The organism is Xanthomonas sp. F10, assembly GCF_014206815.1.
GTDB classification, from domain to species: domain Bacteria; phylum Pseudomonadota; class Gammaproteobacteria; order Xanthomonadales; family Xanthomonadaceae; genus Xanthomonas_A; species Xanthomonas_A indica.
The window spans coordinates 930,758-951,914 of the sequence record NZ_JACHNP010000001.1 but is presented as its reverse complement, the minus strand read 5'-3'; the positions used below and the strand labels follow the sequence as shown (position 1 = coordinate 951,914).

Genomic DNA, 21,157 nt, shown 5'->3' with positions numbered 1-21,157 from the left:
CCGTTTGCGCCGCAAACGGCTGGGTCAGGCCCGCACGGGCCTGACCACGGGGCTACACCCCGTGCGCCGTCACCCCGTGCGCCGCCAACTGGCCCAGCCGCTGCACCGCCACCGACACGGTGGGATAGTCCAGCGTCTTCTGCGCAGCCAGTTCCTGCAGCATGCTCAGGGTGAAGCGCAGGCTGCTGTCGTCGCGCTGCAGCCAGTGCTGCACCTTGGCCTCGGCGGTGCCGCCCGGCAGGCTCAGCGCCTGGCCGGCCAGCGCGCTGTGGTGCTTGGCCAGTTCGTCGCGCAGCACGCCGCGGGCCACCGCATGCCAGCGGCCGTTGACCTCCAGCGCGTCGATCTGCTCGAACAGCCACGGCAACTGCAGCGCCTCGCCGAGGCGGAAGTGCACCTTCGACACCTCCACCGGCTTGAGCTTGCGGGTGCGCGCCATCTCGATGATGTCGAACGCCGGCTCCAGGAAGCGCAGTTCCGACAGCTGCTGCGCCAGCGCCGGCGGCAGGCCCTTGTCCTGCCACTCCTGCACCAGGGCCTCGTAGCGCGGACGCTGCGAATCGGGCAGCACGCCGGAGGCGACGCGGATGTCGTTGAACGGCTCGTAGTAGCGCTCCACCGCCGCGGTGATGCCCGGCATCGGGCCCGGACGGAACAGCAGCCAGCGCACGAAGGCGCGCTGCAGCGTCCAGATCACCTCCAGCGCGTCGATCTGCACCGACTCGGGCACCTTGCCGTTCAGCGCGTCGATCTGCGTCCACAGCGCGCGCGCATCCAGCGTCTCGCGGCTGATGGTGTAGGCCTTGGCGACTTCGGCGATGCTGCGGCCGGTGTCTTCCTGCATGCGCATCAGGAAGGTGGCGCCCATGCGGTTGATGGTGGTGTTGGTCACCGCGGTGGCGATGATCTCGCGCTTGAGGCGGTGCCGCTCCATCGCGTCCGCGTACTTCTTCTGCAGCGGCTGCGGGAAATAGCGCTGCAGTTCCTTGGACAGGTACGGGTCCTCGGGGATGTCCGATTCCAGCAACTGCTGGAACGCCACCAGCTTGGAGTAGGACAGCAGCACCGCCAGCTCCGGCCGGGTCAGGCCCTGGCCGCGAGCCTTGCGTGCGGAGATCTCCGCATCCGAGGGCAGGTATTCGATCTGCCGGTCGAGCAGGCCCTGCGCTTCCAGGGTGCGGATGAAGTGCTGCTTGGAGCCCAGGCGCTTGAGGCTCATCCGCTCCATCAGGCTCAGCGCCTGGTTCTGGCGGATGTTGTCCCACAGCACCAGCTCGGCGACCTCGTCGGTCATCGACGCCAGCAGTTTGTTGCGCGCGTCCAGGGTCAGCTTCTTGGCCTGCACCACGTCGTTGAGCAGGATCTTGATGTTGACCTCGTGGTCGGACGTATCCACGCCGGCCGAGTTGTCGATGAAGTCGGTGTTGAGCAGCACCCCGACCTGCGCGGCCTCGATGCGGCCGAGCTGGGTCAGGCCGAGATTGCCGCCCTCGCCGACGATCTTGCAGCGCAGCTCGCCGCCGTTGACGCGCAGGCCGTTGTTGGCGCGGTCGCCGACATCGCCGTGGGTCTCGCTGGCGGCCTTGACGTAGGTGCCGATGCCGCCGTTCCAGAACAGGTCCACCGGCGCCTTGAGGATGGCGTTCATCAGGTCGTTCGGCGAGAGCTGCTTGATGCCCGGCTCCAGGCCCAGCGCCTCGCGCACCGGGGCGCTGATCTCGATCGACTTGAGCGTGCGCGGATAGATGCCGCCGCCGGCGCTGATCAGCTTGGCGTCGTAATCGGCCCAGCTGGAACGCGGCAGCTTGAACAGGCGCTCGCGCTCGGCGAAGGACGCCGCCGCGTCCGGGTTCGGGTCCAGGAAGATGTGGCGGTGGTCGAACGCGGCCAGCAGGCGGATGTGGCGCGACAGCAGCATGCCGTTGCCGAACACGTCGCCGGACATGTCGCCGATGCCCACGCAGGTGAAGTCTTCGTTCTGGCAGTCGCGCCCCAGCGCGCGGAAGTGGCGCTTGACCGACTCCCAGGCGCCGCGCGCGGTGATGCCCATGCCCTTGTGGTCGTAGCCGACCGAGCCGCCGGAGGCGAACGCGTCGCCCAGCCAGAAGCCGTGGTCCAGCGCCAGGCCGTTGGCGATGTCGGAGAAGGTGGCCGTGCCCTTGTCGGCGGCGACCACCAGGTACGGGTCGTCCTGGTCGTGACGCACCACCTGCGGCGGCGGCACGATCTTGCCGCCGACGATGTTGTCGGTGATGTCCAGCAGGCCCTGGATGAACAGCTTGTAGCAGGCGATGCCTTCGGCCAGCACCGCATCGCGGTCGCCGCCGACCGGCGGGCGCTTGCAGAAGAAGCCGCCCTTGGCGCCGACCGGCACGATCACCGTGTTCTTGACCATCTGCGCCTTGACCAGGCCCAGCACCTCGGTGCGGAAGTCCTCGCGCCGGTCGGACCAGCGCAGGCCGCCGCGCGCCACCGCGCCGAAGCGCAGGTGCACGCCTTCCACGCGCGGGCCGTACACGAAGATCTCGCGGTACGGGCGCGGCTTGGGCAGGTCCGGCACCTTGGCCGAATCCAGCTTGAAGCTGATGCAGTGGCCCAGCCCGCCATCGGCGCCGCGCTGGTAGTGGCTGGTGCGCAGGGTCGCTTCGATCACGCCCTTGAAGCTGCGCAGGATGCGGTCCTCGTCCAGGCTCGCCACCTGGTCGAACAGCTTCAGCAGCGCGGCCGAGACCGCCTCCAGCTGGGTCTCTCGGTTGCCGCTGCGCGCGTCGATCACCGGCTGCAGCGCCTTCAGCGCGGCCTCGTCGCCGTTGGCGAGCAGGCGCAGCTGCGCCGCCAGCGCGGCCTGGCCTTCGGCGATCTGCGCCTTGCTCTCGCTGCCGGTGGCCGGATCGAAGCGCGCCTCGAACAGCTCCACCAGCAGCCGCGCCAGCAGCGGATAGCGGTTGCAGGTCTCTTCCACGTAGGCCTGCGAGAACGGCACGCCGGTCTGCAGCAGGTACTTGCAGTAGCCGCGCAGCACCGCGACCTGGCGCCAGCTCAGGCTGGCGCCGACGATCAGGCGGTTGAAGCCGTCGTTCTCGGCGTCGCCGCGCCAGATCCGCACGAACGCCTCGCACAGCGGCGCGTCGGCGGCGTCCACGTCGATGCTGCCGGCCAGCGGCTCGACCTCGAAGTCCTGGATCGACAGCGGCGTGCCGTCCACCACCAGGCGGTACGGACGCTCGGAGATCACCCGCAGGCCCAGGTTCTCCATCATCGGCAACACGTCCGACAGCGGCAGGTCGTCGTGCTGGCGGTACAGCTTCAGGCGCAGGCTGTCGGCGCCGTCGCGGCGCAGCGCCTGCAGGCTCAGGTGCAGGTCTTCCGGGCCGCGCAGCGCGGCCAGGCGCTCGACGTCGCGCGCGGCGATCTGCGCGGTCGACTCCTCGATGTAGCCGGCCGGCAGCGCGCGGCCATAGCCGGCGGCCAGGCGCAGGCCATCGCGCTCGCCGCGGCTGGCCACCAGCGCCTCGCGCAGGTCGTCGTGCCAGTTGCGCAGCAGGTGCGCCAGGCGCGACTCCAGTTCGGTGGTGTCGAACTCCAGCGCCTCGCCCGGCTTCGGCCGCACGATCAGGTGCAGCTGCGCCAGCGGCGATTCGCCCAGCACCACGTTGGAATCGATGTACTCGCCGTGCAGCGCGTCCTTCAGCAATGCCTCGATGCGCAGGCGCACGTCGGTGTTGAAGCGCTCGCGCGGGATGTACACCAGCGCGGAAATGAAACGGCCGTACTTGTCGCGGCGCAGGAACAGGCGGCTGCGCACCCGCTCCTGCAGGCCGAGGATGCCCATCGCGGTGCGGTACAGCTCTTCCTCGTTGGACTGGAACAGTTCCTCGCGCGGCAGCGTCTCCAGGATGTGGCGCAGCGCCTTGCCGCTGTGGCTGCTCGGGGTCAGCTCGGACTTGCGCATGACATAGTCGAAGCGCTCGCGCACCAGCGGGATCTCCCACGGGCGGCGGTTGTAGGCGCTGGAGGTGAACAGGCCGAGGAAGCGCTGTTCGGCGACGATGCGGCCCTTGGCGTCGAACTCCAGCACGCCGATGTAGTCCATGTAGCCGCTGCGGTGCACACGCGAGCGCGCATTGGTCTTGGTCAGGATCAGCGCTTCCTTGTTGCCCGACTCGCTGAGGCCGTGCGCGGCCAGCGTGCGCACCGGCCGCGCCGGCGACTTGTCCTGCCCGCGAAGCAGACCCAGGCCGCTGTCTTCCAGCGGCGCCAGCACGTCTTCCCCGCCCTGCTTCTCCACGCGGTACTCGCGGTAGCCGAAGAAGGTGAAGTGGTCGGCCGCGGCCCAGCGCAGGAATTCCTGCGCCTCGCGCCGGCCCTTGTCGTCCACCGGCAGGCGCCGGGTGGTCAGGTCGTCGGCCAGCGCCAGCATCTTCTCGCGCATGCTGCCCCAGTCGCGCACGATGTTGCGCACCTCGCCGAGGATGCGCCGGATCGCCGCTTCCACCTGCGCCATGTCTTCCGGCGGCTGGCGGTCGATCTCCAGCGCCATCAGCGATTCCGCCTTGCCCTCGCCCACGTTCTCCAGCATGCCGCTCTTGTCGCGCTGCATGCGCAGCACCGGATGGCCCAGCACGTGCACGCCGATACCCAGTTCCGCCAGCGCCATGCTCACCGAATCGACCAGGAACGGCATGTCGTCGTTGACGATCTGCAGCACCGTGTGCGACGACTCCCAACCGTCGTCCTTCAGATTCGGATTGAACACCCGCACGTTGACCGTGCCCGGCTTGCGCTTGCGCGCGAATTCCAGCATCGACGCGGCCAGCGCCGCCCACTCCTGTGCGCTGTGGTGGGGGAACTCGTCCTCCTCCATGCGCTTGTAGAACTCCTCGGCGAACGTCTGCGCTTCCTCCTGGCGGGCGGCCGGGTAGCGCTTGCGCAGCGCCGCGAACACCGGCGTCAGGCTGAAACCGCCGGCGGCGGGCGCCGCGTCGATCACCTTGGACGTGGCCGGCACGGTCGCGGCCAGCTTGGGCGGCGTCGCGGCCTTGCGCGGGGCGGCCGGCTTGGCCGCAGGCTTGGCGGCCGCCTTGGGCTTGGCGGGCGCCTTGGCCGACTTGGTGGCGGACGGGGTCGCGGAGGTGCGGGTGGCGGCCGGAGATTTGGAACGGGAAGCGGCGTGTTTGGGTTTCATGACGGAGAGCAGCAACGATGCTCGATGGGAAAGCGAGAATTGTACCGGTGCTCCGTTCAACTACCTTGCTGCATCGCAAACCGACGGCGTGGCGGAGACGAGGCGCCAAATCGGGCAAAGCGGGTCGCGACACCATCGTCACGCCGCGATCACCACGCTTTGCGGGCCGCGTTGTTGTCAGCAAGAACGCCGCGGTGTCAAGGCTGTTCTAATTCTAAACTGGACGGTATAGTCCACAATCGATGAGCACCCCCCTCGCCTCTGCCGCACAGCGCCAGGCGCGCGACCAACGCGTGTACGCGGTCGTGCGCGAGCTGCTGGCCGAGGAAGGCATGGGCCTGAGCATGGACACGGTGGCGGCACGCGCCGGCTGCTCCAAGCAGACCCTGTACAGCCGCTACCGCAGCAAGCAAGCCTTGCTGCGGCGGGCGCTGCAGGACCACCTGGACCTGGCCACCGCGCACCTGGAGCCGGCGCAGGACGACCTGCGCGGCAGCCTGCTGCGCTTCGCCTGCGAATACCTGGAACAGTTGTTCGAGCCGAGCGTTCTGCAGAGTTCCCAGCTGATCGCCGCCGAATCTCGGCACTTCCCCGAAGAAGCCCGCTCCTTGTTCCGCGACAGCGCCGGAGCGCTGATGCAACGCCTGAGCGAGCACCTGCGCGATGCCATGGCCCGGGGCCAGCTCCGGCATGACGATCCGCACTTCATGGCCGAACTGCTGTTGAGCATGATCGTCGGCATGGATTTCGAACGTCGGCGCTTCCACAGCGCGCATCGCGACGCGCCCGCCGCGCAGCGCGCCTGGGCCGAGTTCGCCGTGGACGGTTTCCTGCGCGCCTTCACCCCCGCCCCTTCCCTTCCTTCTACAAAACCAGACCGGAGTACCACCCGATGACCTCCCCGTTGCGTTCTTTCGCCCTGGCCTGCGCCGTCGTGGTGGTGTTGGCGTCCTGCAAGAAACAGGATCAGCAGCAGGCCATGCCGCCGCCGGAGGTGGGCGTGCTGCAGGCGCAGCCGCAGACCGTGCCGCTGCAGCGCGAACTGGTCGGCCGCCTGTCCGCGTTCCGTAGCGCCGATGTGCGCGCCCGCGTGGCCGGCGTGCTGGAAAAGCGCCTGTACACCGAAGGTACCGACGTCAAGGAAGGCCAGCCGCTGTTCCAGATCGACCCGGCGCCGCTGCGGGCGACGCTGGCCTCGGCGCAGGGCCAGCTGGCCGCCGCCGAAGCCACCTACGCCAACGCCAAGGCCGCCGCCGCCCGCGCGCGCAGCCTGGCGCCGCAGGCCTACGTGTCCAAGTCCGACCTGGACAACGCCGAGGCCACCGAGCGCAGCTCCGCCGCGTCGGTGCAGCAGGCCCGCGCGGCGGTCGAAACCGCACGCATCAACCTCGGCTACGCCACCGTCACCGCGCCGATCTCCGGCCGCGCCGGCAAGCAGCAGGTCACCGAGGGCGCGCTGGTCGGCCAGGGCGACAGCACCCTGCTGACCACGATCGACCAGCTCGACCCGCTGTACGTCAACTTCTCGATGAGCGCCGACGAACTGGCGCAGCTGCGCCAGGCGCAGACCGAGGGCAACGTCGCGCTCAACGCCGAGGACAAGTCCACCGTGCAGATCAAGCTCGGCGACGGCAGCACCTATGCGCATGCCGGTACGCTGGACTTCTCCGGCGCCGCGGTGGATCCGAGCACCGGCTCGGTGACGCTGCGCGCACTGCTGCCGAACCCGGACCGGGTGCTGCTGCCCGGCGCCTTCGTCAGCTTCGCGGCCAACCTGGGCCAGCGCAAGGACGTCTACCTGATCCCGCAGGCGGCGGTGCTGCGCGATGCCAAGGGCGCCTACGCCATGGTCGTCGGCAAGGACAGCAAGGTGGTGCGCAAGGACCTGACCACGGTCGGCCAGCAGGGCGACAAGTGGATCGTCAGCGGCGGCCTGCAGAGCGGCGACCAGGTGGTCGTCAGTGGCCTGCCCAAGGTCAAGGAAGGCGCACCGGCCGTGGCCAAGCCGTGGGACCCGAACGCCGCTGCGCAGGGCCAGGGCCCGGGCGCTGGCGCCGCCCCCGGCCAGGGTGCTGCCGCACCGGCCAAGGGCGCCGCCCCGGCACAGGGCGCAGCGCACGGCGATTCGCCGGACGCCGCCTCGCATTCCGACCAGCCGAAGCAGTAACGGACTCCCCCCATGCCTAAGTTCTTCATCGAACACCCGGTCTTCGCCTGGGTGGTGGCGATCCTGATCTCGCTCAGCGGCGTGATCGCCATCCTCAATCTCGGCGTCGAGTCGTATCCCTCGATCGCCCCGCCCCAGGTCACCGTCACCGCCACCTATCCCGGCGCCAGCGCCAGCACCACCGAACGCTCGGTCACCCAGGTGATCGAGCAGCAACTGACCGGCATCGACCACCTGCTCTACTTCAGCTCGTCGTCGTCCTCCAGCGGCACCGCCACCATCACCCTGACCTTCGAGACCGGCACCGATCCGGACATCGCCCAGGTGCAGGTGCAGAACAAGGTGTCACTGGCCACCCCGCGCCTGCCCTCGGAAGTGACCGCGCAGGGCGTGGTGGTGGCCAAGGCCAACGCCGGCTTCCTCAGTGTGATCGCGCTGCGTTCGGACAACCCGTCGATCGACCGCGACGCGCTCAACGACATCGTCGGTTCGCGCGTGCTGGAACAGATCTCGCGCGTGCCCGGCGTCGGCAGCACCCAGCAGTTCGGTGCCGAGTACGCCATGGACATCTGGCTGAACCCGGAGAAGCTGCAGGGTTACCACATGTCCGCCAACGACGTGTACACCGCGATCCGCGCCCAGAACGTGCAGTTCGCGGCCGGCTCGCTGGGTTCCGATCCGGCACCGCAGGGCCAGTCGTTCACCGCCACGGTCAGCGCCGAAGGCCGCTTCACCTCGCCCGAGCAGTTCGAGAACATCATCCTGCGCGCCGACGGCAACGGCACCGTGGTGCGGCTGAAGGACGTGGCCCGGGTCGCGTTCGGCCCGACCAACTTCGGCTTCGACACCCAGTACAACGGCAAGCCGACCGGCGCCTTCGCGATCCAGCTGCTGCCCGGCGCCAATGCGCTGAGCGTGTCCGAGGCGGTCAAGTCCAAGATGGACGAGCTGCAGCCCAGCTTCCCGCAGGGCGTCACCTGGTTCACGCCGTACGAGAGCACCACCTTCGTCAAGATCTCGATCGAGGAAGTGGTCAAGACCCTGGCCGAGGCGATCGTGCTGGTGTTCCTGGTGATGCTGGTGTTCCTGCAGAACTTCCGCGCCACCATCATCCCCACCCTGGTCATCCCGGTGGCGTTGCTGGGCACCTTCCTGGGCATGTGGGCGATCGGCTTCACCATCAACCAGCTGACCCTGTTCGCGATGGTGCTGGCGATCGGTATCGTGGTCGACGACGCGATCGTGGTGATCGAGAACGTCGAACGCATCATGTCCGAGGAGCACCTGGCACCGAAGGCGGCCACCCACAAGGCGATGACCCAGATCACCGGCGCGGTGGTGGCGATCACCGTGGTGCTGGCGGCGGTGTTCATCCCCTCGGCGATGCAGCCCGGCGCGGCCGGCGCGATCTACAAGCAGTTCGCGATCACCATCGCCATGTCGATGGGGTTCTCGGCGTTCCTGGCGCTGAGCTTCACCCCGGCGCTGTGCGCGGCGTTCCTCAAGCCCACCCACAACGACAACCCGAACTGGGTCTACCGCACCTTCAACAAGTACTACGACAAGCTGGCGCACCGCTATGTCGGCGCGGTCGGCAGCACCATCCGCCGCGCGCCGCGCTGGATGGCCGTGTTCGCCCTGCTGTTGGTGCTGTGCGGCTTCCTGTTCACGCGCATGCCGGGCAGCTTCCTGCCGGAAGAGGACCAGGGCTTCGCGCTGGCGATCGTGCAGTTGCCGCCGGGTGCGACCAAGACCCGCACCAACGAGGTGTTCGCGCAGATGCGCGGCGTGCTGCAGCAGCAGAAGGCGGTCGAAGGCATGCTGCAGGTGGCCGGCTTCAGCTTCCTGGGCCGCGGCGAGAACGTGGGCATGGGCTTCATCCGGCTCAAGCCCTGGGAAGACCGCGACATCGCCGCAGGCGACCTGATCCAGCAGTTGAACGGGATGTTCTACGGGATCAAGGACGCGCAGATCTTCGTGGTCAACCTGCCGACCGTGCAGGGCCTGGGCCAGTTCGGCGGCTTCGACATGTGGCTGCAGGACCGGACCGGTGCCGGCGAGGAAGCCCTGCTGCAGGCGCGCAACATCGTGCTCGGCAAGGCCGCGCAGCGCCAGGACACCCTGGCCGGCGTGCGTCCGAACGGCCTGGAGAACTCGCCGCAGCTGCAGTTGAAGGTGGACCGCGTGCAGGCGCAGTCGATGGGCCTGTCGGTCAACGACATCTACCAGTCGATCCAGCTGATGCTGGCGCCGGTGTACGTCAACGACTTCTTCTACGAAGGCCGCATCAAGCGCGTCAACATGCAGGCCGACGCGCCGTTCCGCACCGGTCCGGAGTCGCTGCGCAACTTCTACGTGCCCAGCAGCACCGCCACCGACAGCAGCGGCCTGCCGCAGATGATCCCGTTGAGCACGGTGGTGAGCTCGGACTGGATCTACAGCTCGCCCTCGCTGAGCCGCTACAACGGCTACTCGGCGGTCAACATCGTCGGTAACCCGGCCCCGGGCGGCAGCTCGGGCCAGGCGATGGGCGCGATGGAGGACATCGTCAACAACGACCTGCCGCCGGGCTTCGGCTTCGACTGGAGCGGCATGTCGTACCAGGAAATCATCGCCGGCAACACCGCCACGCTGCTGCTGGTGCTGTCGATCGTGGTGGTGTTCCTGTGCCTGGCGGCGCTGTACGAGAGCTGGTCGATCCCGGTGTCGGTGCTGCTGGTGGTGCCGATCGGCGTGCTTGGTGCGGTGGCGTTCTCGCTGCTGCGCGGCCTGCCCAACGACATCTACTTCAAGATCGGCCTGATCACGGTGATCGGCCTGGCCGCCAAGAACGCGATCCTGATCGTCGAGTTCGCGGTGGAGCAGCGGGCGATGGGCAAGACCCTGCGCGAGGCCGCGGCCGAGGCGGCGCACCTGCGCTTCCGCCCGATCCTGATGACCTCGTTCGCGTTCATCCTCGGCGTGCTGCCGATGGCGATCTCCACCGGTGCCGGCGCCAACGCCCGCCACGCCATCGGTACCGGCGTGATCGGCGGCATGCTGTTCGCCACCGTGCTGGGCGTGCTGTTCATCCCGCTGTTCTTCGTGATGGTGCGGCGCATGCTCGGCGACAAGCTGGACGAGCCCTCGAAGGAGTTCACGCAGATGCAGGAAGCCGGCCTGGCGCGGCATCAGCCGGATCGCTGAGGGGCGGGGATGATCAGCCATTCGGCTGCTGAAAGGCCAGGGATTTGGGAGTTGGGATTCGTGAATCGGCCCGCTCCCGGCCCTGATCCTTCCGTCCTGTAGAGGCAAAACAAGAAGCGGCCGCAAGGCCGCTTTTTGTTGTCCGGGAATCTAGTCGGGAAGCGCGATCCAAAACCCGCCGCAAGACGGAGAGCTCCTTGAAGGCCGAGCGCTCCCTGTGGGAGGGACTTCAGTCCCGACGCAATGCAGCCCGAACGCCACTCATCCCTTTTCCACAAAAAGAAAAAGCGGCCTTGCGGCCGCTTCTCCCGATGCCTCAACCGATTCGGAAACCGGCCAATCCCCAATCCCGACTCCCAAATCCCCGCCTCAACGCAATCCCGTCTCGTTACGGGCAATCACCAGGCGCTGGATCTCCGAAGTGCCCTCATAGATCTCGGTGATCTTGGCATCGCGGAAGTAGCGCTCCAGCGGCATCTCCTTGGAGTAACCCATGCCGCCGTGGATCTGCACCGCCTGGTGGGTGATCCACATCGCCGCCTCGGAGGCAGTCAGCTTGGCCACCGAGGCCTCAGTGGTGAAGCGCTGGCCCTTCCCCTTCAGCCAGGCCGCGCGCAAGGTCAGCAGCAGCGCGGCGTCCAGCTTGCACTTCATGTCGGCGATCTTGGCCTGGGTCATCTGGAACGCGCCGATCGGCGAACCGAACGCCTTGCGCTCCTTCACGTACTCCAGGGTGGCCTCGTAGGCGGCGCGGGCCAGGCCGATCGCCTGCGAGGCGATGCCGATGCGGCCGGCGTCGAGCACGCTCATCGCGATCTTGAAGCCTTCGCCCGGCGTGCCCAGCACCTCGTCGGCGCTGGCCACGTAGTCCTGGAACTCGATCTCGCAGGTGGCCGAGGCGCGAATGCCCAGCTTGGGCTCGGTCTTGCCGCGATGGAAGCCCGGCTTGTCGGTATCGACCACGAACGCGGTGATGCCGTGCGCGCCCTTGTCCGGCTCGCTCATCGCGAACAGCACGATGTACTTGGCGACCGGGCCGGAGGTGATCCAGCTCTTCTTGCCGTTGATGACGAAGCTGCCGTCGTCCTGGCGCACCGCGCGGCACCGCATCGCGGTGGCGTCGGAGCCGGACTGCGGCTCGGTCAGGGCGAAGGCGCCGATCTCGCGGCCCTCGGCGATGGCGCGCACGTATTTCTGCTTCTGTTCCTCATTGCCGTTCTTGAGGATGCCGGCGCAGAACAGCGAGTTGTTGACCGACATGATGGTGGAATGCGCCGCGTCGCCGGCGGCGATCTCGACCATCGCCAGCACGTAGGCGATCGGGTCCATGCCCGCACCGCCGTATTCCTCCGGCACCTCGATGCCCATCAGCCCGTTCTCGCCCAGCAGGCGGATGTTCTCCAGCGGGAATTCGCCGGCACGGTCGTGGTGCTCGGCGCTGGGGGCGATCCGCTCCTGGGCGATGCGCCGCGCCACGTCCTGGATCATCAATTGCTCTTCGGTAAAGCTGAAATCCACGTCGAACCCCTCCCGGGCTTGTTGGTGCGGCCATTGTAGCCGCGCCGACCATACGCCGGCGTGTGCAACTTGACCGCAACCGCCGCGCGGACCAAAATATCTCTATATCGCGATAGGAAGATATTTATGGATCTGGAGGACTGGTCGTCCCGGCTGAAGGTCTTCGCCGACGCCACCCGCGTGCGCCTGCTGGCGTTGCTGGAGCAGGAGGAGCTGACCGTGGCCGAACTGTCGGCCATCACCCGCCTGGCGCAGCCGCGCGTCTCGACCCACCTGGCCAAGCTCAAGGAGGCCGGGCTGGTGCGCGACCGCCGCGCCGGCGTGTCGGCCTATTATCGCTTCGACGAGACCCTGCTGGACCCGGCCCAGCGCGCGCTGTGGCTGGCGCTGAGCACCGGCAGCGACGATCCGCTGCTGCGCCAGGACGCCGAACGCGTGGCCGCGGTGCTGGCCAACCGCGCCGCCGACCAGAACTGGGCCGACTCGGTGGCCGGCGACATGGAACGCCACTATTCGCCGGGCCGCACCTGGGAAGCGCTGGCGCGCACCGCGCTGCCGCTGCTGGAGACCGGCGACGTGCTCGACATCGCCTCCGGCGACGGCGTGCTGGCCGAACTGGTGGCGCCGCACGCGCGCCGCTACGTCTGCATCGACACCAGCGCGCGGGTGGTGGCCGCGGCCAGCGAGCGCCTGCGCCGGCTCGGCAACGTGGAGGTGCGCGAGGGCGACATGCACGCCCTGCCCTTCGCCGACGCCAGCTTCGACCTGGTGGTGATGATGCACGCCCTGACCTACGCCACCAAGCCGGCGCAGGCGGTGTGCGAATCGGCGCGGGTGCTGCGCCCGGGCGGCCGCCTGCTGCTGTGCAGCCTGGCGCGCCACGAACACAAGGCCGCGGTGCAGGCCTACGGCCACGTCAACCTCGGCTTCGCCGCCAAGGAACTGCGCAAGTTCGTCGGCAAGGCCGGGCTCGAGGTCTCCAGCCTGGAAACCGTGACCCGCGAGAAGCGTCCGCCGCATTTCGAGGTGATTTCGTTGATTGCGGGGAAGCCGGGAGAGCCGGGACCGGGGACCCGGGACCCGGGACCCGGTAAAGCCACGGCAAAAGCAGGAGAAGGCGCATGAGCGACGCTTCTCCCCGAGTCCCGGGTCCCGGGTCCCGGGTCCCGGGCCTGCCCTGGCTAAACCCAGAGCGCACGCAGAAACTGCTGCAGGCCTTGTCCGAGCGCATCCTGATCATCGACGGGGCGATGGGCACAATGATCCAGCGCCATGGGCTGCAGGAGGCCGACTACCGCGGCGAGCGCTTCGCCGAGGGCTACGACGCGCAGGCCGAGCATGTGCATGGCCCCGGCTGCGACCACGCACCGCTGGGCCACGACCTGAAGGGCAACAACGACCTGTTGCTGCTGACCCGCCCCGAGGTGATCGCCGAGATCCACCGGGCCTACCTCGACGCCGGCGCCGACCTGCTCGAGACCAATACCTTCAATGCCACCGCCATCAGCCAGGCCGACTACCACCTGGAACACCTGGTCTACGAACTCAACAAGGCCGGCGCACAGGTCGCCCGCGCCTGTTGCGATGCGGTCGAGGCACTGACGCCGGACAAGCCGCGGTTCGTGATCGGCGTGCTCGGTCCGACCAGCCGTACCGCCTCGATCAGCCCGGACGTCAACGATCCCGGCTTCCGCAACACCAGCTTCGACGAGCTGCGCGCCACCTACCGCGAGGCCATCGACGGCCTGATCGACGGCGGCGCCGACACGCTGATGGTGGAGACCATCTTCGACACGCTCAACGCCAAGGCCGCGCTGTACGCGATCGAAGAGGTGTTCGACGCGCGCGGCGGGCGCCTGCCGGTGATGATCTCCGGGACCATCACCGACGCCTCCGGCCGCACCCTGTCCGGGCAGACCGCCGAAGCGTTCTATGCCTCGGTCGCGCATGGGCGGCCGCTGTCGGTGGGGCTGAACTGCGCGCTCGGCGCCAAGGACCTGCGCCCGCACGTGGAAACCCTGGCGCGGATCGCCGACGGCTACGTCAGCGCGCACCCCAACGCCGGCCTGCCCAACGCCTTCGGCGAGTACGACGAGACGCCCGAGGAAATGGCGGCGACGCTGCGCGAGTTCGCCGAGTCCGGGCTGCTGAACCTGGTCGGCGGCTGCTGCGGCACCACCCCCGCCCACATCCGCGCCATCGCCGAGGCGGTGCGGGGCTTGCCGCCGCGCGTGCCGCTGGCGGCGCAGGCGCAGGTCGCCTGATGTCCGCCGTGCGCATGCCCGCCGTCCTCGCCCCCGTACTCCTGCGCCGGCACGGTGCCGCCTGCGCGCGCGCCTGCACCTCTCCGTTTCCGGAACGCTGACCATGTCCGCCCGCCACACCCGCCTGTCCGGCCTGGAGCCGTTGCTGCTGACCCCGGACCTGCTGTTCGTCAACGTCGGCGAGCGCACCAACGTCACCGGCAGCGCGCAGTTCCGCAAGCTGATCAAGGAAGAGCGCTACGAGGAAGCGGTGGAGGTGGCGCGCCAGCAGGTCGCCAACGGCGCGCAGATCCTCGACGTCAACATGGACGAGGGCCTGATCGATTCGGAGAAGGCGATGGTGCGCTTTCTCAACCTGATCATGTCCGAGCCGGACATCGCGCGCATCCCGATCATGGTCGACTCCTCCAAGTGGAGCGTGATCGAGGCCGGGCTGAAGTGCCTGCAGGGCAAGAGCGTGGTCAACTCGATCTCGCTCAAGGAAGGCGAGGCGCTGTTCGTCGAACAGGCGCGCAAGGTGCTGCGCTATGGCGCCGCGGCGGTGGTGATGGCCTTCGACGAGGTCGGCCAGGCCGACACCTGCGCGCGCAAGGTGGAGATCTGCACCCGCGCCTACCGCATCCTCACCGAGCAGGTCGGGTTCCCGCCGGAAGACATCATCTTCGACCCGAACATCTTCGCCGTGGCCACCGGCATCGAGGAGCACGACAACTACGCGGTCGACTTCATCGAGGCGACCCGCGAGATCAAGCGCACCCTGCCGCACTGCCACGTCTCCGGCGGCGTCTCCAACGTGTCGTTCTCGTTCCGCGGCAACGAGACCGTGCGCCAGGCGATCCATTCGGTGTTCCTGTACCACGCCATCGCCGCCGGCATGGACATGGGCATCGTCAACGCCGGCGGCATGCCGATCTACGACGACTTGGATGCGGAGCTGCGCGAGCGCGTGGAGGACGTGATCCTCAATCGCCGCCGCGACGCCACCGAACGCTTGCTGGAGATCGCCGAGCGTTACAAAAAGGCGGGAAATCGGGAGGCGGGAATCGGGAATCGGGAAAAGCTGGCCTGGCGCGAAAAGACCGTGCGCGAGCGGTTGAGCCATGCGTTGGTGCACGGCATCGACGAGTTCGTCGAGGTCGATACGGAAGAGGCGCGGCAGCAGGCCGCGCGCCCGCTGGACGTGATCGAAGGCCCGTTGATGGACGGCATGAACGTGGTCGGCGACCTGTTCGGCGCCGGCAAGATGTTTCTGCCGCAGGTGGTGAAGTCGGCGCGGGTGATGAAGAAGGCGGTCGCCTACCTGCTGCCCTACATCGAAGCGGAGAAACTGCGCAGCGGCGACACGGGCAAGTCCAACGGCAAGATCATCATGGCCACGGTCAAGGGCGATGTGCACGACATCGGCAAGAACATCGTCGGCGTGGTCCTGGCCTGCAACAACTTCGACGTGATCGACCTGGGGGTGATGGTGCCGACCCAGACCATCCTCGACCGCGCCCGCGCCGAGAACGCCGACATCATCGGCCTGTCCGGGCTGATCACCCCGTCGCTGGAAGAGATGACCCACGTCGCCCGCGAGATGCAGCGGCAGGGCTTTTCGATGCCGCTGCTGATCGGCGGCGCCACCACCTCGCGCGCGCACACCGCGCTGAAGATCGACCCGCACTATGCGGCGCCGACGGTGTGGGTCAAGGACGCCTCGCGCGCGGTGGGCGTGGCGCAATCGCTGATCTCGCGCGAACTGCGCGCGGCCTTCGTCGCTTCCAACGACGCCGACTACGCCGAGATCCGCCAGCGCCACAAGAACCGCGGCGACGCCAAGCGCCTGGTCTCGCTCGCGCACGCGCGCGGGCAGCGCTTCGACGGCGGCTGGGACGCCTACACCCCGCCGACCCCGCGCCAGCCCGGCCTGCATGTGTTCGACGATTACCCGCTGGACGACCTGGTCCCGCTGATCGACTGGACCCCGTTCTTCCAGGCCTGGGAACTGGCCGGCAAGTTCCCGGCGATCCTCACCGACGAGATCGTCGGCCAGCAGGCCAGCGAGCTGTACCAGGACGCGCGGGCGATGCTGCAGCGGATCGTCGAGGAGAAATGGCTGACCGCCAAGGCGGTATTCGGGCTGTGGCCGGCACAGTCGGTGGGCGATGATGTGGAAGTGGTGGTTGGGCGGGACCCGGGACCCGGGACCCAAGACCCGCAACAGCAAGAAACTGCCGACACTTTGGGATCTGCTTCCCCCGGGTCCCGGGTCCCGGGTCCCGAGTCCCGGCACCTCCTGCACTTCCTGCGCCAACAGGTCGACAAACCCGCCGAGCGACCGGACTTCTGCCTGGCCGACTTCATCGCCCCGCGCGACAGCGGCAAGCAGGACTGGATCGGTGCGTTCGCGGTCACCGCCGGCATCGGCATCGAGCCGCACGTGACGCGCTTCGAGGCCGCGCATGACGACTACAACGCGATCCTGCTCAAGGCCCTGGCCGATCGCCTGGCCGAGGCGCTGGCCGAGCGCCTGCACCAACGCGTGCGCACCGAGTTCTGGGGCTATGTCGACGACGAAGCGCTGGACAACGAGGCGCTGATCGCCGAGCGCTACCGCGGCATCCGTCCCGCCCCCGGCTATCCGGCCTGCCCCGACCACAGCGAAAAGCAGACCCTGTTCGCGCTGCTCGACGCCGGACGCAACGCCGGCATGTCGCTGACCGAGAGTTTCGCGATGCTGCCGACCGCCGCGGTGTCCGGCTACTACTTCAGCCACCCGCAGAGCCAGTACTTCGTGGTCGGCCGGCTCGGCAAGGACCAACTCGCCGACTACGCCCGGCGCAAAGGTGTCTCGCTGCAACAGGCCGAGCGCTGGCTGGCCTCGAACCTGGACTATGACCCGGAGTGAGCCGGCACCGTCGCGCGCTCACGCGTGCGTGGATCGAAACAACGATGACGCGCTGGCGCTGATGGAAGCGCCGGCTTGTCGCACGCGCACCGGTGCGCGGATCGAGACGCACATGACCAGGCGTCGTGCGGCTTGATCCCGCGTGCAGCCTCTGCGCGTCGCGCGCCCAAGACCGCTGCGAAAAGGCGCAACGCGCACGGCGCGCTCAGCGCAACAACACCGAAATGCCGAGGCCGCCCTGCCAGTCCGGGGTCTGCGAGGAGAGACCGCGCAACACCGACACGTCCAGTTGCACACGCTTGGCGAACAGCCAGGTGACGCCGCTGCCGAGCGCGCGCATGTCGTCCTCGCCGCCGCCGATGCCGGCCTCGACGTAGGCGCTCAGGGTGTCGCCGGCATAGAAGGTGTAGCTCGGCGAGACGCTCCAGCCGGAGCCGTCCTCGCTGTCGCTGACATTGCCATAGAGGGCCACGCTACGTCCTTGCGGCAGGTCCCACCCGGCACTCAGGCCCAGGTCGTAGCGGTGGCCGGCATCGCCGTACGGCGCGCGGCCGACCGGCAGGCTGGCGCTGCCGAGCAGCGCCCAGGTAAAGCCGTCGCGGGTGCTCGGCAGCGCCTGCTTCAGGCCGATGCTGGCGTCGCCGCCGCTGTGCCCGCGCCGGTCCTGGCCGCCGCCGCGCACGCGTTGCCACACCTGGCTGTCGATCGCCAACTGCAGTTCGGTGCGCGCACTCAGGCCGATCCGCAGCCGGCTGTTGGCGACGTACTCGGTGCTGCGCACGTCGCCGTCGCGGTCGTAGCTGCCATCGAAGAACGCCTGCTCCCAGGCCACCTGGCCGCGCTGCAGGGTGCTCGAGGCGAAGCCGATGCCAGGCCGGTCGAACGCCGGTGCGTCGTCGGCGCAGGCCACGCCGGCGCTGCCGGCAGTGGCGGCCAGCAGCAGCGCCCCGCGCAACAGCACATCGCCGCGGCGGCGCAACGGCGGCCGGCGGCCATGGCGGGCGGCGACGGACGCCGACACCGCCAGCGACGGCGGCGCGAGAAAACGTGGAACAGGCATGCGCGAACTCCTTGCGAGGCGGGAGGCGGAGGGGCTGCGCCTCAAGGCGCCGGCGGCGAGTGTGCCTGGATCGCCGCGATGTGCGACGTGAAGTCCGGCAACAGCACGCGGTTGCCGTAGCCGCTGAGGTGATCGGCATCGAAGAACAGCGGGCGCCCGTCGCGGCGGCCGCTGCATCGCTGCGCGTCGCACAGCAGCGGCAAGGGATCCCACACCGAGGCATGCGGCAGCTGCGCGGCGATGCGCTGCAGGCTCTGCAGCACCGGTGCGCGGTAACGCTCCATGGTTGCGCGCGAAATCGGGATGCCGCGCGCGCAGATCGGATTGCCGCGGTTGAACCAATCCGAACAGCGATACGGCGGCGCGCGCAGCACCGGCTTGGGCGCCTCGAAGACGATGCGCACGCCGCGCTGCGCCAGTGGCTGCAGCAGCGCCAGCGCGGCCGCTTCGCCAGCGCTGCGCGCGGCCTGCGCTTCGGCGCCTTCCTGCTCGGCCATCACCGCCGTCTCGTCGAACAGGCGGTCCTGGTCGGCCAGGCGCAGCACCCGCAACGCGGGCAGGAACAGCACATCGCCATCGCGCGCATGCGCGGCGACGTCGGCCAGGGTGCTGCGCTCGTAGGCCTGACAGCCGGGGTTACTCGCCTGCCAGGCCTGCAGGCCGACGATCGGGCAACCGCCGACGCCGTACAGGCGCACCGGCATCCCGCTCTGCAGCGCAAAGCGCCGCAGCAGTTCGTTGTAGGCCAGCGCATGCGAGTCGCCGGCCACGAACAAACGGCCGCCCGCGCGGTTGTGCAGCGTACAGGCGCCGCGTTCGAACAGCTTGGCGCTGCCCACCTGTACCGGTACCTGGCGGGTCTGCAGCGCGCAGTGCGGGAATTCCCGGCGCAGGCCCTTGGCATAGGCGTACCAGTCCAGCGGATGCCGGCTGACCGTGCTCAGCCCGTAGTAGCGCTGGGTGTCCTGCAGCAGCGCATGGGTGCCCGCGGCGAGCAGCACCACGCCCAGGCCGGCGACGACGGTCCGCGCCGGGGTGCGCACGCGGCCGATCCGGCCATGCCGCCACGGCAGCTCCACCCAGCGGTACGAGGCCAGCGCCAGCGCCGCCACCAGCAGCAGCGCCACGGCCCTGGCCGGCGCCGATTCCAGGCCGACGGTCCAACGGAACAGCACGAACACCGGCCAGTGCCACAGGTACAGCGAATACGACACGCGGCCGATCGCCACCGGCAGGCGGTGGGCCAGCGCGCGACGGGTCCAGCCGGCCGGAGCACCATGCAGCAGCGCCAGCAGGCCGAGCGTGCCCAGTACCGGCCACAGGCCATCCGGCCACGGCGAGTGGCCCGGGCGCGCGCGCCACAGGCCGACCGCCACCGCTCCCAGCGCCACCGCCAGCAATGGCGAACGCCAGGTCCAGGCAGCCGGCGGCGGCGCCTGTGTGCCGGCGTCGTATCGTCCGCGCAATGCCAGCACCTGGTACAGCAGCACCCCGCTGCCGAGTTGCCAGAAGCGCGCGGTGGTCAGATAGAACGCCGCCGCGGCATCGCCGGCGTCACGGCTATGCCGCCAGGCGAACGCCAGCGAGGCGGCCGAGGCCAGCGCCACCAGCAGCGTCGACCACAGCCGGCCGCGGCCACCGCGGTTCCAGGCCAGGAACAACAGCGGGAACAGCAGGTAGAACTGCTCCTCCACGCCCAGCGACCAGGTGTGGGTGTAGGGATTGAATTCGGCCTTGGGCGAGAAGTAATCGTTGCCGGTCGCGGCCAGCACCCAGTTGCTGAGGCCGACGAAGGCCATGCGCCCGGTCTTGGCGCTGGTCTCGCTGAGCCAGGACTCGGGAATGAACAGGCCGCTGGCCAGCCCCGTGACCAGCAGGCACGCCACCAGGGCCGGCGCGATGCGGCGCATCCGCCGCGCGTAGAACTGCGCGAACACGCCCAGCTGTCCGGCCGCCGGCAAGCGCTGCAGCGAGGCGCTGACCACGAAGCCGGAGATCACGAAGAACATGTCCACGCCGGTGAACCCGCCCGGCAGCCACGCCGGATCGAGGTGGTAGGCGATCACCGCCAGCACCGCGATCGCGCGCAGCCCATCCACGTACGGCAGGTAACCGCCGCCCGCGTGCGGCGGCGTGCGCAGACGCCCGGCGTCCTGCGTGCCCGTCCCTGGCAGTGCCACGCTTACCAGACCAGATCGTCGGGGATCTGGTACTTGGGATCGGCGTAGGGGTCTTCCTCGGCCGGCGCGTTCGGATCCACCCGCAGCGCCACCGCTGCCGGGAAGATCGCTTCGGCCTGGTCCAGCAGCGCCGCGGTCACCAGCAGGTAGCGGCCGTTCTGCTGCAGCACGCCCAGCTCGCCGGCGTTGAGCGCCTTGAGCTGGTCGGCGGTGACGTAGATGCGCTTGATCTTGCCACCATAGGGAAAGTGGCGGGCGATGTCGGCCTCGGACTGGTTCAGCGCCTGGTCCTTGAGCAACGCGTCGAGCTTGGCCCGCGCCTCGCGGCGCAGGCGTGCTTCTTCCTGCTTCTGCCGCTCCGCCTCGATCCGCTCGTCCTTCTCGCGCTGGGCGCGGATCGCATAGGCCTTGGCCAGGTCGATGTCCTCGCGGCTGCGCGGCGGCCGTGCAGGCTGGCCGCCCGCACCCTGCGGCTTGCCCTGGCCGTGGCCGTGCGGACGGCCGCGCCCGCCGCCGGGCTTGCCGGCGTTGGGCGCGCCGCCGGGAGCGCGCTCGCCGCGCGCCCCGGCCGGTGCCGGGCGCTGGCCCGGCCGTCCCTGCGGCCGCGGCGCGGCGGGCGGGGCTTTGCGTTCGGGTTTTGGCGCAGGCTTGAAGCCCAGGCCCAGCAACTGCTCGCGGAGGGTATCGCTCATCGGGACGGAATCGAT

Annotated in this window: 11 protein-coding genes; 6 read left to right on the top strand and 5 right to left on the bottom strand. The window is 69.1% G+C overall.

Going from position 1 to position 21,157, the window contains the following annotated elements; all coding sequences use genetic code 11:
- Window positions 1–52: 52 nt before the first annotated feature.
- A complete protein-coding gene (locus FHR56_RS04210) occupies window positions 53–5,185 on the bottom strand; it encodes an NAD-glutamate dehydrogenase domain-containing protein (protein ID WP_160948253.1) in 5,133 nt (1,710 codons plus the stop codon).
- A 242-nt stretch (window positions 5,186–5,427) separates the two neighbouring features.
- On the opposite strand from FHR56_RS04210, the gene FHR56_RS04205 reads away from it, so the two are divergent.
- The 3 genes from FHR56_RS04205 to FHR56_RS04195 are packed head-to-tail and all read left to right on the top strand — an operon-like array spanning window position 5,428 to window position 10,538.
- A complete protein-coding gene (locus FHR56_RS04205) occupies window positions 5,428–6,081 on the top strand; it encodes a TetR/AcrR family transcriptional regulator (RefSeq protein ID WP_160948252.1) in 654 nt (217 codons plus the stop codon).
- Entirely contained in the window at window positions 6,078–7,352 is a 1,275-nt protein-coding gene (locus tag FHR56_RS04200) for an efflux RND transporter periplasmic adaptor subunit (protein ID WP_160948251.1), read from the top strand. The genes FHR56_RS04205 and FHR56_RS04200 overlap by 4 nt, the downstream gene beginning before the upstream one ends.
- Window positions 7,353–7,364: 12 nt before the next feature.
- Window positions 7,365–10,538: a multidrug efflux RND transporter permease subunit gene (locus FHR56_RS04195; protein ID WP_160948250.1), complete on the top strand. Its 3,174-nt coding sequence runs from the start codon at window positions 7,365–7,367 to the stop codon at window positions 10,536–10,538.
- A gap of 369 nt (window positions 10,539–10,907) precedes the next feature.
- On the opposite strand, the gene FHR56_RS04190 is transcribed toward FHR56_RS04195, so the two are convergent.
- Window positions 10,908–12,056, bottom strand: coding sequence for an acyl-CoA dehydrogenase family protein (locus FHR56_RS04190; RefSeq protein WP_160948249.1), 1,149 nt, complete (start codon window positions 12,054–12,056; stop codon window positions 10,908–10,910).
- Window positions 12,057–12,182: 126 nt separating this feature from the next.
- Between FHR56_RS04190 and FHR56_RS04185 the strand changes: the two genes are divergently transcribed.
- The 3 genes from FHR56_RS04185 to metH all read left to right on the top strand — a co-directional run bounded on the left by FHR56_RS04185 (window position 12,183) and on the right by metH (window position 17,210).
- On the top strand, window positions 12,183–13,181 hold the full coding sequence (locus FHR56_RS04185) for a metalloregulator ArsR/SmtB family transcription factor (RefSeq protein ID WP_160948248.1): 999 nt from the start codon (window positions 12,183–12,185) through the stop codon (window positions 13,179–13,181).
- Window positions 13,178–14,320 (top strand): homocysteine S-methyltransferase family protein, encoded by a 1,143-nt coding sequence (locus tag FHR56_RS04180; RefSeq protein ID WP_160948247.1) that lies wholly within the window; start codon window positions 13,178–13,180, stop codon window positions 14,318–14,320. Before FHR56_RS04185 ends, FHR56_RS04180 begins: the two co-directional genes overlap by 4 nt.
- 103 nt (window positions 14,321–14,423) lie before the next feature.
- Window positions 14,424–17,210: a methionine synthase gene (gene metH, locus FHR56_RS04175; RefSeq protein ID WP_160948246.1), complete on the top strand. Its 2,787-nt coding sequence runs from the start codon at window positions 14,424–14,426 to the stop codon at window positions 17,208–17,210.
- A gap of 205 nt (window positions 17,211–17,415) precedes the next feature.
- Here the strand turns inward: metH and FHR56_RS04170 are convergent, their stop codons facing one another.
- The 3 genes from FHR56_RS04170 to FHR56_RS04160 are packed head-to-tail and all read right to left on the bottom strand — an operon-like array spanning window position 17,416 to window position 21,142.
- Window positions 17,416–18,270, bottom strand: a complete 855-nt coding sequence (locus FHR56_RS04170) for a transporter (RefSeq protein WP_260400238.1) — start codon at window positions 18,268–18,270, stop codon at window positions 17,416–17,418.
- A 41-nt stretch (window positions 18,271–18,311) separates the two neighbouring features.
- Window positions 18,312–20,450, bottom strand: a complete 2,139-nt coding sequence (locus FHR56_RS04165) for an SGNH hydrolase domain-containing protein (RefSeq protein WP_160948245.1) — start codon at window positions 20,448–20,450, stop codon at window positions 18,312–18,314.
- 2 nt (window positions 20,451–20,452) lie between these two features.
- Window positions 20,453–21,142, bottom strand: coding sequence for a DUF2058 family protein (locus tag FHR56_RS04160; protein ID WP_184502412.1), 690 nt, complete (start codon window positions 21,140–21,142; stop codon window positions 20,453–20,455).
- Window positions 21,143–21,157 lie beyond the last annotated feature (15 nt).

What these genes read in the sequence shown, in the direction of transcription:
- FHR56_RS04210 (WP_160948253.1), bottom strand. Translation starts at nt 5,185, where the DNA reads ATGAAACCCAAACACGCCGCTTCCCGTTCCAAATCTCCGGCCGCCACC.
- FHR56_RS04205 (WP_160948252.1), top strand. Translation starts at nt 5,428, where the DNA reads ATGAGCACCCCCCTCGCCTCTGCCGCACAGCGCCAGGCGCGCGACCAA.
- FHR56_RS04200 (WP_160948251.1), top strand. Translation starts at nt 6,078, where the DNA reads ATGACCTCCCCGTTGCGTTCTTTCGCCCTGGCCTGCGCCGTCGTGGTG.
- FHR56_RS04195 (WP_160948250.1), top strand. Translation starts at nt 7,365, where the DNA reads ATGCCTAAGTTCTTCATCGAACACCCGGTCTTCGCCTGGGTGGTGGCG.
- FHR56_RS04185 (WP_160948248.1), top strand. Translation starts at nt 12,183, where the DNA reads ATGGATCTGGAGGACTGGTCGTCCCGGCTGAAGGTCTTCGCCGACGCC.
- FHR56_RS04180 (WP_160948247.1), top strand. Translation starts at nt 13,178, where the DNA reads ATGAGCGACGCTTCTCCCCGAGTCCCGGGTCCCGGGTCCCGGGTCCCG.
- metH (WP_160948246.1), top strand. Translation starts at nt 14,424, where the DNA reads ATGTCCGCCCGCCACACCCGCCTGTCCGGCCTGGAGCCGTTGCTGCTG.
- FHR56_RS04170 (WP_260400238.1), bottom strand. Translation starts at nt 18,270, where the DNA reads ATGCCTGTTCCACGTTTTCTCGCGCCGCCGTCGCTGGCGGTGTCGGCG.
- FHR56_RS04160 (WP_184502412.1), bottom strand. Translation starts at nt 21,142, where the DNA reads ATGAGCGATACCCTCCGCGAGCAGTTGCTGGGCCTGGGCTTCAAGCCT.